The 13,838-nt window shown below is 71.7% G+C and carries 15 protein-coding genes; 6 read left to right on the top strand and 9 right to left on the bottom strand.

Features of this window, described 5'->3' with window-relative positions:
• Positions 1-84 precede the first annotated feature (84 nt).
• Positions 85-1,029: a LysR substrate-binding domain-containing protein gene (locus ACZ63J_RS30420; RefSeq protein WP_465401257.1), complete on the top strand. Its 945-nt coding sequence runs from the start codon at positions 85-87 to the stop codon at positions 1,027-1,029.
• A 154-nt stretch (positions 1,030-1,183) separates the two neighbouring features.
• On the opposite strand, the gene ACZ63J_RS30415 is transcribed toward ACZ63J_RS30420, so the two are convergent.
• The 5 genes from ACZ63J_RS30415 to ACZ63J_RS30395 form a co-directional block, all read right to left on the bottom strand.
• On the bottom strand, positions 1,184-1,984 hold the full coding sequence (locus ACZ63J_RS30415; protein ID WP_465401256.1) for a serine hydrolase: 801 nt from the start codon (positions 1,982-1,984) through the stop codon (positions 1,184-1,186).
• Positions 1,981-3,054 (bottom strand): Glu/Leu/Phe/Val dehydrogenase dimerization domain-containing protein, encoded by a 1,074-nt coding sequence (locus ACZ63J_RS30410; protein ID WP_465340724.1) that lies wholly within the window; start codon positions 3,052-3,054, stop codon positions 1,981-1,983. The genes ACZ63J_RS30415 and ACZ63J_RS30410 overlap by 4 nt, the downstream gene beginning before the upstream one ends.
• A gap of 172 nt (positions 3,055-3,226) precedes the next feature.
• On the bottom strand, positions 3,227-4,420 hold the full coding sequence (locus ACZ63J_RS30405; RefSeq protein WP_465401255.1) for a kynureninase: 1,194 nt from the start codon (positions 4,418-4,420) through the stop codon (positions 3,227-3,229).
• Complete coding sequence (locus tag ACZ63J_RS30400; RefSeq protein ID WP_465340726.1) at positions 4,417-5,211, bottom strand: tryptophan 2,3-dioxygenase; 795 nt, start codon at positions 5,209-5,211, stop codon at positions 4,417-4,419. Before ACZ63J_RS30400 ends, ACZ63J_RS30405 begins: the two co-directional genes overlap by 4 nt.
• On the bottom strand, positions 5,208-6,023 hold the full coding sequence (locus ACZ63J_RS30395; protein ID WP_465304060.1) for a PaaX family transcriptional regulator: 816 nt from the start codon (positions 6,021-6,023) through the stop codon (positions 5,208-5,210). Before ACZ63J_RS30395 ends, ACZ63J_RS30400 begins: the two co-directional genes overlap by 4 nt.
• 48 nt (positions 6,024-6,071) lie before the next feature.
• Between ACZ63J_RS30395 and ACZ63J_RS30390 the strand changes: the two genes are divergently transcribed.
• From ACZ63J_RS30390 to ACZ63J_RS30370, 5 genes are read left to right on the top strand one after another with little or no spacing between them, the layout of a single operon-like run.
• Entirely contained in the window at positions 6,072-6,824 is a 753-nt protein-coding gene (locus ACZ63J_RS30390) for a creatininase family protein (protein WP_465340728.1), read from the top strand.
• Complete coding sequence (locus tag ACZ63J_RS30385) at positions 6,817-8,334, top strand: benzoate-CoA ligase family protein (protein ID WP_465401254.1); 1,518 nt, start codon at positions 6,817-6,819, stop codon at positions 8,332-8,334. The genes ACZ63J_RS30390 and ACZ63J_RS30385 overlap by 8 nt, the downstream gene beginning before the upstream one ends.
• Complete coding sequence (locus ACZ63J_RS30380) at positions 8,331-9,023, top strand: SDR family NAD(P)-dependent oxidoreductase (RefSeq protein ID WP_465401253.1); 693 nt, start codon at positions 8,331-8,333, stop codon at positions 9,021-9,023. Before ACZ63J_RS30385 ends, ACZ63J_RS30380 begins: the two co-directional genes overlap by 4 nt.
• Complete coding sequence (locus ACZ63J_RS30375) at positions 9,020-9,847, top strand: enoyl-CoA hydratase family protein (protein WP_465401252.1); 828 nt, start codon at positions 9,020-9,022, stop codon at positions 9,845-9,847. The genes ACZ63J_RS30380 and ACZ63J_RS30375 overlap by 4 nt, the downstream gene beginning before the upstream one ends.
• 19 nt (positions 9,848-9,866) lie before the next feature.
• Entirely contained in the window at positions 9,867-10,355 is a 489-nt protein-coding gene (locus ACZ63J_RS30370; RefSeq protein ID WP_465401251.1) for a hypothetical protein, read from the top strand.
• A 3-nt stretch (positions 10,356-10,358) separates the two neighbouring features.
• Here ACZ63J_RS30370 and ACZ63J_RS30365 read toward each other — a convergent pair whose 3' ends face one another.
• Genes ACZ63J_RS30365 through ACZ63J_RS30350 form a run of 4 tightly spaced genes read right to left on the bottom strand, consistent with a single transcriptional unit; the run spans position 10,359 to position 13,750 of the window.
• The gene (locus tag ACZ63J_RS30365) at positions 10,359-11,279 is read right to left on the bottom strand and encodes an SMP-30/gluconolactonase/LRE family protein (RefSeq protein WP_465401250.1); all 921 of its coding nucleotides are present in this window, start codon (positions 11,277-11,279) and stop codon (positions 10,359-10,361) included.
• A 9-nt stretch (positions 11,280-11,288) separates the two neighbouring features.
• On the bottom strand, positions 11,289-11,945 hold the full coding sequence (locus tag ACZ63J_RS30360; RefSeq protein WP_465401249.1) for a histidine phosphatase family protein: 657 nt from the start codon (positions 11,943-11,945) through the stop codon (positions 11,289-11,291).
• Positions 11,946-13,001, bottom strand: coding sequence for a phosphotransferase family protein (locus tag ACZ63J_RS30355; protein WP_465401248.1), 1,056 nt, complete (start codon positions 12,999-13,001; stop codon positions 11,946-11,948).
• The gene (locus ACZ63J_RS30350) at positions 12,998-13,750 is read right to left on the bottom strand and encodes an SDR family oxidoreductase (RefSeq protein WP_465401247.1); all 753 of its coding nucleotides are present in this window, start codon (positions 13,748-13,750) and stop codon (positions 12,998-13,000) included. The genes ACZ63J_RS30355 and ACZ63J_RS30350 overlap by 4 nt, the downstream gene beginning before the upstream one ends.
• Between the last annotated feature and the right edge of the window lie 88 nt (positions 13,751-13,838).

Here is a 13,838-nt window from a genome sequence, read left to right as displayed (position 1 = left end):
GCCGGGCAGCCGACCACGAACCGCGCCGCGCTGTCCAAGATCGGCACGGCGGCATGTCGATATGCGGACAGGTATCGTCGCAGCGTGGACCACCTCCGTTCGCTGCGGTACTTCCTCGTTGTCGCCGAAGAACTGCACTTCGGCCACGCGGCCGACCGGCTCGGCATCGCGCAGCCGCCGTTGAGCCAGCGCGTGAAGCGGCTCGAAGCCGAGCTGGGCGCGAAGCTGTTCGACCGCGGCCGCCGCGTCACGCTCACCGAAGCCGGCGAAGTGCTCCGCACGGAAGCGCGCGACCTGCTCTCCCGCTGGGACCGCATGACGGCGCTGGTCGCGAAGGCCGACCGCGGCGAGCTGGACGCCCTGCGCGCGGGCGTGCCGCCGGAGCTGCCCGGGCGGGTGCTCGCCGCGATCCTCACGGCGTTCGCCGAGCGCCATCCCGCCGTCCGCCTCGACCTCCAGGAGCTGACGACGGCCGAGCAGACCCGGCTGCTGGCCGGCCGCGAGCTGGACGCGGGGCTGCTGCAGCTGCCGGTCGACGTCGTCGGGCTCGACCTCGGGCCCGCGATCGACACGCCGCTGGGCGTGGTCCTCCCCCGCGACTCGCCGCTGGCGCGCCGCGCGTCGCTGGCCCTGGCCGACCTCGCGGGCGAAGGCCTGGTGCACGCACCGCGCGCGGCGGCGCCCGGGAGCTATGACGCGCTGCTGCGCACGTGCTGGGACCACGGCTTCCGCCCGGCCACGATCCGGCACGCGCGCAACCCGGAGTTCGCGCTCGGCCTGGTTCTCGCCGGGCACGGCGTCGCGTTCGAGCCGAGGGCCCGCAAGGAGCCGCGCGTGGTGTGGCGGCCGCTCGAGGACCGGCTGCCCGCGAGGACGGCATTCGCGTGGCCGTCGTCGAGCCCGCACCCGCAGGCGGCGGCGCTGGCGGAGATCGCGGCGGAGGTCCTGCGCGACGACGGCGTGTCGCGGATCGTGCCGCCGGATCCGAGTGGGGCGCGGCCGTGGGACGTGTTTTACGACCGCGGCTGAGAGCAGGCCGGGGTCGCGCGCGTGATCGGCGGGGCATCACGCGTGATCAGGCGGGCATCACGCGTGACCGGCAGGGCATCACGTGATCGGCGAGGCATCACGCGTGACCACGCAGGCATCACGTGATCGGCGGGGCATCACGGCGGCCAGCTTCCTACGAGCGCAGTTCCTCGACCGCCGCGCGGGCCGCGTCGCCGATCGCGCGGTCGATGTCCGGGCGCCGCAGCGTCTCCGCGCCGCCGACCGTGAACACCGCGATGGCGTAGGAGGTTCCGTCCGGGTAGGTGGCGACGCCGATTTCGTTGCGGATTCCCGGCATCGTGCCCGTCTTGGCGGCCACCGTCACCTCCGGCGGGAAGCCCGCCGTCAGGCGGTGCCAGCTGACCTGCGCCGTCATCCACTCGCGGAGCCGGGCCGCCGCCGGGTCGGCCCAGATCGCGGCAAGCAGGGCGGTCATCTCGCGCGGCGTGGTCGCCGAAGTCCGCAGCGGGTCCAGCGCCCGCAACGGAACCTCCGCCGACGTGTCCTCGATGATCGTGCGCAGCAGGTCGCGCGGCGCGCCGATGACCGACGTCCGCGACAGGCCCAGCTCCGCCAGCAGCGACCGGACGTTCTCCACGCCGACGCGGTCGAACAGCAGGTCCGCGGCCGTGTTGTCGGACACCGACAACGCCAGCAGAGCCGCGTCCCGCAGGCTGTACGAGACGTCGTCCGCGAAGCCCGACGTGCCGCTGCCGCCCAGGCGGTCCGCGGCGGACGCGCGCACCCGGTCCGTGGGATCCAGCAGGCCGGCCGCCACCTGGCGGGCGAACTCGTACACCAGCGGCACCTTCACCACGGACGCCAAGACCACCGGCTCGTCGGCGTCCAGCCCCACACAGTCGACAGAGCCGAGACGGCGGGCGTGCAGGAAGCCCCGCACGCCCGCCGCCGCGAAGATGTCCGAAAGGGTCACCCGGCCATGATGGACCGCAGCCGCCCGACCTCCGCCATCCGGCGCTCGGCGAGCCGGTCGGCCGCCGTCGCCGGGGGCACGCCGTCGGCGACGGCCAGCTCGAACACGGCCTTCGTCGTGTCGAAGATGGCTGTGGTCTTGCGCTTGGCGCGCTCGAAGTTGAAGCCGTGGCGCTCGTCGTCGACCTGGATCACGCCGCCCGCGTTGACCAGGTAGTCCGGCGCGTACAGCACGCCGCGGTCGGCGAGCTGCTTGTCGATCCCGGCGTGCGCGAGCTGGTTGTTGGCCGCGCCGCAGACGATCTTCGCGCCGAGCACCGGCACGGTCTCGTCGTTCAGGGCGCCGCCGAGCGCACACGGCGCGAAGACGTCCAGCTCCGCGCGCAGCAGGGTGTCCACATCGGACACGACCTGCACGGTCGGGTAGATCGACTGGGTCCGCGCGAGCGCGGGCGCGTAGACGTCGGTGATCGTCACCTGCGCGCCGGCCTCCACGAGGTGCCCGACGAGGATGTGCCCGACCTTGCCGACGCCGGCCACGCCGACCCGCTTGCCGGCCAGGTCCGGGCTGCCCCAGAGGTGCTCGGCCGAGGCCCGCATGCCCTGGAAGACGCCGAACGCGGTCAGCACGGACGAGTCGCCGGCGCCGCCGTCCTCGGGCGAGCGGCCGGTGACGTACCGGGACTCCCGCGCCACGATGTCCATGTCCTGCACGTACGTGCCGACGTCGCACGCCGTGATGTAGCGGCCGCCCAGGGACTGCACGAAGCGCCCGTACGCGCGCAGCAGCGCTTCGGACTTGAGCGTCTTCGGGTCGCCGATGATGACGGCCTTGCCGCCGCCGAGGTCGAGCCCGGCCAGCGCGTTCTTGTACGCCATGCCCTTGGACAGCGCGAGCACGTCGTCGAGCGCGTCGGATTCGGTGGCGTAGGGGTGGAAGCGCGTCCCGCCCAGCGCGGGTCCGAGCGCCGTGGAGTAGATGCCGATGATGGCCTTGAGGCCACTGGCTTCGTCGTGGCAGTACACGACCTGTTCGTGCCCGGAGTTCCGGGCGAACACTCCTTCGGTCACGGTGGTGACTCCTTCGTCTCCCGCGCCCGGTTCGTGACCGGGACGCGCTCCAAGGTTGACCGGCGGGCGGGGCGGAGGTCGTCCGCCTGATTGCCCATCCGGGACCCAACCTAGATCCCTCGCCCGAGGCGGACCAGGGGAGGTCTCGCGATACGGACTGGTAACGCGGAGATCAGCCCCGGACCACCGAGCCGAGGGTCGCCATCGCCGTTTCCAGCTGGGTGTCCGAAAGGTACGGCGCCGGGCCGAACCGCAGGTGGTGCCCGCGGCTGTCGGTGCGGACGCCCTCGGCGGCCAGCGCCGCCTGCAGGCCCGCCGCGTCCGGGGCTCGCAGGGAAAGGAACCCGCCGAGCTTGGCGAGCGGCGTCTCACGATCCCGCGTGACGACGTCCTCGGGCAGCCCGAGCTTGTCGAACACCTCCGCGAGCAGGCCCACCTGGTGCTGCGACACCTCGCGCAGGAACTCCGGCGTGAGCCCCTGCTCGGCGAAGAACCGCTGGACGCGGGCCCCGCGGTAGTGGCTGGCCGGGTCGTAGGTGGCGCCGGCGAACCGGTCACCGCCGGTCGCGTAGGGCACCGCGCCCGGGTGGCGCTCGTCGGCGAGCGCGCCGAACTCGGCGTACCAGCCGGTGATCACCGGCCGCAGCTCCTGGGCGTGCGCGGGCAGCCGCAGGAAGCAGTTGCCCTCCCCCAGCTGCAGGTACTTGTACCCGCCGCCGAGCACCCACGCGTTGGTGAGCCCGAGGTCGTGCAACGCGAACGGCACCACGCCGAGCGCGTGGTAGGCGTCCACGACCAGCTCGATCGACCGGGCGCGGCACGAGTCGGCCAGGTGCGCGAGCCCCGGCACCAGCCGCGACGTCTCGAACAGCACGGCCGAGACGAGCACCGCCGCGGTGTTGTCGTCGACTTCGCCGGCCACCCGCTCGGCGAGCGTCGTCACCGGGTCCAGGGGCACCCGGACGACCTCGACGCCCTCCTCCTCGAGGCGGGCGAGCTGGCGGCGCAGCGTGTGGAACTCGCCGTCGGTGGTGACGAGACGCGGTCTTCGGGGCAGCTCCATCGCCGAGAGGAAGCGCAGCACGAGGTCGTGCGTGCTCGCGCCGAGCGCGTACTCGCCGTGCGGGTCGCCGAGCAGCAGGCGGAAGCCCGCGCGCAGCTCGTCGGCCTTCGCGAAGGCGCGGCCCCACTTCTCGTCGACGTCACGGGCGGCGTCGGCGAAGGACTCCAGGAGCCCTTCTTCGGCGACGTCCGGCCAGGCCTGGTGCGAATGCCCGGACAGCAGCAGGCGCTCCCGGACGGAGAACCGGGTGTAGTGCGGGGCGAGCGCGTTGTCGTCGGCCCGCAGATCGTCCAAGGTGGTCAAAGTCGGCTCCGTACGGCCCAGAGATCCGGGAACATCGGCTGGAAAAGGGTGGTACGCAGGTAAGTCGCGCCGGACGACCCTCCCGTCCCGGTCTTGTCGCCGATGGTGCGTTCGACCATCTTCACGTGCCGGTAGCGCCACTCCTGCATCCCTTCGTCGAGATCGACCAGACATTCCGCGACGACCGACGGACCGCCGTCGTCGCTGTACACGTCCAGCAATATCGCCTGCAGGGCCGGGGACGGCTCCACCGGGAGAGTGACGTCTCGGTCACACCCGACCGGGTAGCCAGAAGCCTTGAGGTACGCGAGAAAAGAGTCGAACAACGACGGCCGCGCCATCGCTTCGGCGATGCTCTTCCGCTGCTCGCCGTCTTCGGGGTAGTGCGCGAACACCCGCTCGTCACGCCGTCCGAGCACCGCTTCCAGCTCGCGGAACTGGGCCGACTGGAAGCCGCTCGAAGCGTCCAACCGGGCGCGGAAGCTCGTGAACTGGCTGGGGGTCATGGTTTCCAGCACGTCGATCTGCGCGACGGCGACCTTGAGGATCGTCAGGATCCGCCGCAGGATCCGGATCGAGTGCGCGGTGTTGCCCGCCTCGAGGTTCTTCTGCAGGAACGCGGCTTCGTGGAGGATCTGCTTGAACCACAGCTCGTACACCTGGTGGATCACGATGAACAGCAGCTCGTCGTGCTCGTCCGAACGCGGGCGCTGCGCCTCGAGCACCTCGTCGAGGGCCAGGTACGAGGTGTAGCTCAATGCTTCCTGGGTCTGGGCGTTGATGTCGGTCATCCCTGGGTCACCTCGTCGAAGTGGCGCTGGGCCGCCGGGGCCAGCGCGGTGTACAGATCGTGGAACAGGTCGACCGCGGCCGCCCGGTGCTCGGGCGCCGGCACCAGGTCGGCGGGCAGCTCGGGGTCGAAGGACGGGAACGCGCGGAAGGTGTGCACCAGCCGCGTCCGGACGGCGAAGGCTTCGGCGTCCGGGATGTCCCTCCCCGCGTACCCGCCGAACTGGTCGACGAACACCGTGTAGCGCGCGGCCAGCTCGTCGAGGTCCCAGGCCCGGCCGGCGAAGCGCCGGACGTCCAGCGCGGCCGACGGCCGGCCGAGCAGCAGCGCCGCGTGCTCGGTGACCCCCAGCTCGACGAGCAGGGCGACGACCTCGGCCTCGCGGTCGTGCGGGGCGATCCAGGTGCCGTCCTGGTACGGCCCGAACCCGAGGAACCGCAGCCGCCTGACCAGGCGTTCCCGTGCTTGGCGGCGGCTCTCCGGGATGCTCTGCCAGAGCACGGTCCACTCCTCGGCGGCGCGCTCGCGGCGGCCGAGGGAGAAGATCCGGTGGTCACCGTCGGCGAGCAGGGCGATGGTGCGGCCGGTCAGCGAGTAGTGCACGGTCCGGCCCTCGCGGTGGCGCTGCAGCAGGCCGCGGCGCACCATGCGGGTGAGCGCGATCCGCGCCGCGCCGTCGGAGAAGCCCAGCTCGGCGAGGACCGCGACCAGGCCGCCCGACCACACGCGCCGGGTTTCGCGCGGGTGCACGTAGCTGCCCAGCAGCGTCAGGACCAGCTCCTGAGGGCTCGCGTCGAACGCTTCTCCGGGCATGGGGACAACTCTATACACCTCAGGCCGCTGCGGTGTAGCTTGATTTGCGTGACGTACTTCGCGGACCTCAGCTCGCGGCAGGTCGCGGCCCTCCCGGACGGCCCACGCGTCCCCGTGCTGCTGCTCCCGCTCGGCGCGGTCGAGCCGCACGGCCCGCACGCGCCGCTGGGCACCGACCCGCTGATCTCACGCGGGATGTGCGAGCGCGCGGCCGAGCGGCTGGCCGCCGACGACGACGTCCACGTGCTGGTCCTGCCCGAGGTCCCCTACGGCGTGACGCGGTTCGCCGCGGGGTTCGCCGGCGGGGTCCACATCGGCGAGGAGACGCTGCACTCGCTGCTCGTCGACATCGGGGCCGCGCTGATCGGCCAGCGCCTGCGCCGGATCCTGCTGGTCAACAACCACTTCGAGCCCGCGCACCTGGTCACCCTCCGGCGTGCGGTCGAGACGTTGAACTTCGCTTACGACGGGCGTGCCGCCCTGCTCGACCTGGTCCGGCGCAAACACGCGCAGCGGCTGACCGAGGAGTTCCGGTCGGGTGAGTGCCACGCCGGGCGGTACGAGACGTCGCTGGTGCTGGCCGACCGGCCCGAGCTCGTCGACCAGCCGTTGATGCGGACGTTGCCGCACGTGCCCGTCAGCTTGGCTTCCGCGCCCGAAGACGGTGGTTTCCTGGCCATGGGCATGACGGAGGCCTACTGCGGCGCACCGGCCGAGGCGACCGCGGAGGAGGGCGTGTCGACCTTCTCGACCCTGACCGACCTGCTGGTGGAAGCGATCCGGGAGCTGGCCCGTGAGTGAGCCGTTCAACCTCGCCACGCACTTCCTCGACCGGCACGTGGCCGAGGGCCGCGGTGACCGGACCGCGCTGTTCGTCGGCGCACGGACGGTCAGCTACGCGTCGCTGGCGGCGCTCGCCAACCGCGCCGGACACGTGCTGCGCGACGCGGGTGTCCAAAAAGGACAGCGAGTGCTGCTGGCGCTGAGCGACGGCGAGGAGTTCGTCGCCGCCTGGTACGGCGCCCAGAAGATCGGCGCGGTCACCGCCGAGGTCTACCCGTTCCTGCAGCCCAAGGACTACGCGTACTACCTCGGTTACACCGAAGCCGTCGCCGTGCTCGCCGACGCCGTCACGCTGCCCGCGTTGCGGACCGCGGGTGCGCGGAACCTGCTGGTCACCGGGGTTCCGGAGAGCGAGCTGCGGCCGGACGAGCGTCCATTCCGGACTCTGGTCGACGCCGCGCCCGACACCCTGGAAGCCGCGCCGACGACCCTCGACGACGTCGGGATCTGGAAGTTCACCACCGGCAGCACCGGCGCGCCCAAGGCGTGTGTGCATCCCTTGCGCAGCGCGAAAGAGAGCTTCGAGCGGTACGCCGTCCAGGTGCTCGGGCTGCGCGAGGACGACCGGGTCCTCGCCGTGCCCAAGCTGTTCTTCGGCTACGCGCGCGACCTGGTGGCGTTGTTCCCGTTCGGCGTTGGCGCGGCCGGGATCGCGTTCCCCGAGCGCAGCACGGCGGACCTCATCTTCGAGCTGATCGCCCGCCACCGACCGACCGTGCTGGTCAACGTGCCGACGATGATGAGCGCGATGGTCGCGCACCCGGCCGCGGCTTCGCAGGACCTTGGCTGCCTGCGCATGACGACGTCCGCCGGCGAAGCCCTGCCGCCGGAGCTGCACCGGAAGTGGGACGCGACCTTCGGGGTGCCGGTGGTGGACGGGATCGGCTCGTCCGAGGCCTACCACATCTACCTGTCGAACCGGCCGGGCGCCGCGCGGCTCGGCACGCTCGGCACGCCGGTGCCCGGGTACACCGCGCAGGTCGTCGACGAGCTCGGAAACCCGTTGCCCGACGGCGAAATCGGGCCCTTGCGCGTGACCGGGCCGACGATCGCGCTGGAGTACTTCGGCGACGCCGAGAAGTCCGCGCGGACGTTCGACGGCGACACGCTGACCTCGGGTGACCTGTTCAGCCGAACCGACGGCTACTTCCGCCACCACGGCCGGGCCGACGCGCTGCTCAAGGTCGGCGGTGTGTTCGTCGCGCCCGGCGAGATCGAGGACTGCCTGCTCGGGCACGCCGCCGTGATGGACTGCGCGGTGGTCGGCCACGAGACCGGCGGCCTCGTCGTGCCGCGCGCGTACGTCGTGCTGCGGCCGGGCGGGGCGGTGTCGGCGGACGAGCTCAAGGACCACGCGAAAGCCCACCTGGCCAAGCACAAGTACCCCCGTGAGGTGGTCTTCGTGACCGAACTCCCTCGCACTGCCAACGGAAAGCTCGACCGGCGCGCCCTGGCGGCCCGCCCGTGAGCCGCCTGGTCGTCGTCACGGGCGGCACCCGCGGCATCGGCGCGGCGATCGCGGCGCGGTTCTCCGCGGCCGGCGACACCGTGCTCGCGCCGGGGCGCACGGAGTGCGACGTCACCGACGAAGACGCCGTCAACGCTTATTTCGAGGCGGCCGGACCGGTCGACGTGTTGGTGAACAACGCCGGGATTTCTTCCAGCGCACCGGTTTCCCGGACTTCGCTCGCCGACTGGCACGCGCAGCTCGAGGTCAACGCGACCGGCGCTTTTCTGTGCACCCGCGCGGTGCTGCCGGGGATGCGCTCGCGGGACCGCGGCCGGATCGTCACGGTCGCCTCGACCGCGTCGCACGTCGGTTACCGCTACACGGCCGGATACACGGCGTCGAAGCACGCGGCGGCCGGGCTGATGCGGGCGGTCGCGGCGGAGCTGGCGGGCACCGGCGTCACGGCGAACGCGGTCTGCCCCGCGTTCGTGCGCACCGACATGACGGCGACGTCGGTGGCACGCATCCAGGAGCGCACCGGCCGGGCTTCCGAGGAGGCCGAAGCCGCGCTGGCGTCGGCGTCCCCGCTCGGCCGGCTGCTGGAACCTTCGGAGGTGGCGTTCGCCGTCGCCTTCCTGGCGGCCCCCGAGGCCGCCGCGATCAACGGCCAGACCCTCGTACTCGACGGCGGAGGAATCCAGTCATGAGCCCGTTCCGCGCGACCGCACCGCTGACGAAGGAGTGGGAACACTTCGAGTTCACCGTTTCCGACGGCGTGGCGACCGTGACGTTCACGCGTCCTTCGAAGCTCAACGCACTGACGTTCGAGGTATACGCGGATCTGCGGGACCTGGTGCTGGAGCTGCCGCAGCACGAAGACGTCCGGGTGCTGGTGATCACCGGGCAGGGCCGCGGGTTCTGCTCCGGCGGCGACGTCGAGGAGATCATCGGCGAGCTCCAGAAGTTCGAGACGGCGCAGCTGCTGGAGTTCACCCGCATGACGGGCGCGGTGGTGAAGGCGCTGCGCGAGTGCCCGCTGCCGGTGATCGCGGCGGTCAACGGCGTCGCGGCGGGCGCGGGTTCGGTGATCGCCCTGGCGAGCGACTTCCGCCTGCTGGCGGAGTCGGCGAAGTTCGCGTTCCTGTTCACGAAGGTGGGCTTGGCGGGGGCCGACATGGGGTCGGCTTATCTGCTGCCGCGGCTGGTGGGCTTGGGCCGGGCGACGGAGCTGCTGATCCTGGGTGACAAGGTGTCGTCTGCGCGGGCATCGGAGATCGGGTTGGCGACGCAGGTGGTGCCGGACGCCGACTTGCTTTCTGTCGCCACGGCCTTGGCCCGGCGGTTGGCGGACGGCCCGGCGTTGGCGTATGCGACGACGAAGGTGCTGCTGACGCGGGAACTGGACATGGACCTGGGCAGCGCGATCGAGCTGGAGGCGATGACCCAGGCGCTCCTGATGACGGCGAAGGACCACAAGGAGTTCTACGCGGCTTGGTCCGCGGGACGCGAACCCCGGTGGACCGGCCGTTAGATCCGCTTATGCTGAGCCGATGGTCGACTGGGGCAGCGTGCCGGCGTACTTCGGCGGGCTCGCGCTCGTCCTGACCCTGACGGTGATCATGCGCGACCGGCGCGAGAAGGTCCGCGAGCAGGCGGACAAGGTGGCCGCCTGGGTGCAGCGGTCCCGGACCGACGGCGAACCCCACCGCATCCTCGTCAAGAATGCGAGTGACCTCCCCTGCACCGACCTGCGGATCCGGTCGACGATCGGGTACCGCGACCCGGCGCGGCTGCGGCTGTCCAAAACCTTCGGCGCGGACACCGACGGCGGCCCCAAGAAGCCTTGGCGCGAACCGGCGGTCGGGCCCGGTGAGACCATCGTGCTGTTCGAGACGCACGAAGACTGCGCGGTCCGCTCGCTCGAGTTCGTCGACGCCGCCGGGCGATCCTGGTCCCGGCGGGGCGCGCGGCTCTCGAGGCACGGGACAACGCTGGAACGGCTCACCCGCCAGGCCCGGCGGCTCCTCCGCCGAGCCTGACACTCAGCGAGCCGTCACCGCGATCGCGTCTTCCTCCAGCGAACCGAAGTACAGCTGCCCCTGCCACTCCCGCACCCCGACGAGCATGTGGAAGCCCGGGATCTCCCCGCGGAACTCCCGCTCCACCTTCCCGTCCGCGGCCACGCCCAGGACGCCCACCTCGCGGCCCGGGCTCGGCTGGAGCGACGTCGGGAGCGCTCGGACGCCCGCCCTCAGGAACGCCGGGAGGCGGCGCACCACGTCCAGTGCCGCCACGCGCGGGGACGCCTGCGTCACCCAGATCAGGCCGTCCGAGCCCGTCGCGATGTTGTCCGGGAACCCCCACAGCCCGTCCACGAACACGTCGGACTGGCCCTGGCGGGAACCGCGCAGCCACACGCGTGACACGCTGAACCCGCCCGTCTCCGCCACCGCCACGAACGACTCGTCCGGGGCCAGTGCGACGCCGTTCGCGAACTGGAGGCCGTCCAGGACCAGGTCGATCGTGCCGTCCGGGTTCCGTCGCAGGAGACGGCCGCCCGCGGTCTGCTCGATCAGGTCGTCGCGCCAGTTGTCGATGCCGAAGCGGCGCGAGGAGTCCGTGAAGTAGACCGTTCCGTCGGACGCCACCGCCGCGTTGTTGCAGAACACGAAGTCCAGGCCCAGCGCCGAAGTGGCCAGCACCGACGGCTTCCCGCCCGACAGCGGCACCGCCAGCAGCCCGGCCCGCGCGTCGCAGATCAGCAGCTCGTCTTCGCCGTACAGCTCCAGCCCGAGCGGGCGGCCGCCGGTGTCGGCGATGACGTCGATGCGGTGGCCGTCCGGGGACAGCCGGAGGATCCGGCCGTCGTCGACGCCGGTGTAGATCCGGCCTTCGCCGTCGACCACGACGTCCTCCGGGCCGTGCCCGTTGACCGGGATGACCGTGACCTCGCCGAACCGCATCAACCGCTCCTAACGGTAGGTGAGCAGCCGCGCCGCGGCCGCCTCGAAGTGCGGGTGTTCGTTGAACGAAAGCAGTGTGACACCGCCGCGCCCGGAAACCAGCTTCGTGATGCCGCCGTTGACCGTGACGCGGTTGAGCTTGAGCAGCCCCGTCTCGGGAGTCCCCAGCAGCAGCCCGCAGAGCGTGGCAATCACCCCGCCGGAGGTGAACACGACCGCGTGCTCCCCCTTGCCCAGTGACGCCACGAGGTCCGAGAGCGCGTCCCGGCAGCGCGCGAGGAACGCCGGCCACGTCTCGGCGCACGGGCCGCCGGAGCCGGCCGACGTCCACGCCGTCAGCGCCGCGTCCAATACCCCTTGGTAAGCCCGGGAATCCTCCTGCGGCGCGCCGCCCGCGTGGTGCCGCGCGATGTCGACGTGGTCGTACTCGTTCCAGCGCGGGTCCTCGACCACCGGGGCGTCGAGGCCGAGCACCTTCAGCGCCGTCGCCGCGGTGTCGCGTTGCCGGGCCAGCGTGCCCGACCGGACCTGGCTGAAGGAAACGCCGCGCCGCAGCAGTTCCGCACCGACCACAGTGGACTGCTCGAAGCCCCGCGGCGACAGCGCGTCGTAGTCGGCTGCGCCGAACGACGCCTGGCCGTGCCGGACCAGGTAGATCGCGCCCACCTACACACTCCCCTTCGCGATGATCTCCCGGCAGCGCCAGTCGAGGTAGCCGACGAACTGCCAGAAGTCCTTGAACGCCGGGTTGCGGGTGGCGCCGTCGACGTAGCGCCGGTAGAGCTGCTGGAGCACGGCGGCGAGCCGGAACAGGCCATAGACCTCGTAGAACCGCCAGTCGCCGATCGTGAGCCCGGTCTTCTCGGCGTAACGCGCGACGAACTCTTCGCGCGTGAAGATGCCGGGCAGGTGGGTCGGCTGGCGGCGGCTGGCCTGCATGACGTCGTCGTCGCCGGCCTGCACCCAGTAGGCGAGCATGCTGCCCAGCTCCATCAGCGGGTCGCCGAGCGTGGCCATCTCCCAGTCGAGCACGCCGGTGATGTTCAACGTCGACGCGCCGTCGAGGACCAGGTTGTCGAGCCGGTAGTCGTTGTGGATCAGGCAGATCTTCACCTCGGCGGGCTGGTTCGAAGCCAGCCACGAGCGCACCTCGGCGAAGTCGCCGACGTTGTCCGTGCGCGCCGCGATGTACCGGTCCGACCAGCCGCGGATCTGCCGCTCGACGTACCCCGCGCCCTTGCCGAGGTCGCTCAACCCGGCTCGTTCGACGTCGACGGCGTGCAGGTCGACGAGCCGGTCGACCACCTTGCCGGACAGCTCGCGGGCCTGCTCCGGGGTCAGTGTCATGCCCTCGGGCAGGTTGCCGCGCAGGATGAGGCCGTCGAGCTTCTCCATGACGTAGAAGTCGCCGCCGAGCACGGCCGGGTCGTCGCCGAAGGCCAGCATCCGCGGCACGTACGGGAACACCGGCTTGAGGGCGTGCTGCACGCGGTACTCGCGCCGCATGTCGTGCGCCGACGCCGCTTTGTGCCCGGCCGGCGGGCGGCGCAGGATCAGCTCGCGGTCCGGGTAGCTCAGCAGGTACGTCAGGTTCGACGCGCCGCCGGGGAACTGCCGGACGGCCGGCGGTTCGGCGCCGAGGCCCTCGACCTTCGCGGACAGCCACTCGTGCACCGCGGCGGCGTCGAAGGCGTCTTCCTCACGCACCTCGACGGTGGTCACGCGAACTTCCTCAGGATCCAGGCCGGCACGACGCGCATGGCGAGGCTCAGCGGCACCCACGGCCACGCCGGGACGTAGGCCCGCGCCCGCTCGGCCTCGACCGCCTTGACCAGCGCCCGCGCCCCGCTCTCGGCCTTGGCCAGCAGCGGGTTCCGGCCGATCCGGTCGTTCATCTCCGACTCGATGTACCCGGGCCGGATGTCGGTGACGGTGATGCCCTTGCGCTTGAGCTCCAGCCGGGTGCCGTCGACGAACGCCGAGATCCCGGCCTTCGAAGCGGCGTACGCGGTGAGGTTGCCCGGCAGGCCGCGGATCGCGCTGAACGACGAGACGACGGCGAGGTGCCCGGCGCCCTGCGCGCGGAAGATCCCGGCGGCGGCTTCGATCTGGGCGGCGGCCGCGACGAAGTTGACCTCGAGGGTCTGCCGGTTGGCGTCGAAGCGGCCCTTCCCGACCGGCTGGCCCTTGCCGAGCCCGGCGTTCACGATCACCCGGTCGAGGGACCCCAGCTCTTTCCGGAACTCCTCGAAAACGGTGAAGACGCTGTCGTGGTCGGTGACGTCGAGCTTGCGCGTGACGACCTTGATCCCGGGGTGCGCCGCGGTCAGCTCGGCGGCCAGCTTTTCGAGCCGGTCGGTGCGCCGCGCGCACAACGCGAGGTTGTGCCCCTTCGCGGCGAACTGGCGGGCCATGCCCTCGCCAAGACCGCTGCTCGCGCCCGTGATCAGGATGTTCTTCCGGAGCGTCATGACCGGGATGCTACCCGGAAGTAATAAGACCGGTGGCCCGGCGCTGGGGGCGTCGCCGGGCCACCGGTCATCGCGCGGCCACCCCGGC

This window comes from Amycolatopsis sp. NPDC104863, assembly GCF_055582965.1.
The sequence above is the reverse complement of the archived record's forward strand: the minus strand, read 5'-3'. Positions and strand labels throughout refer to the sequence as shown.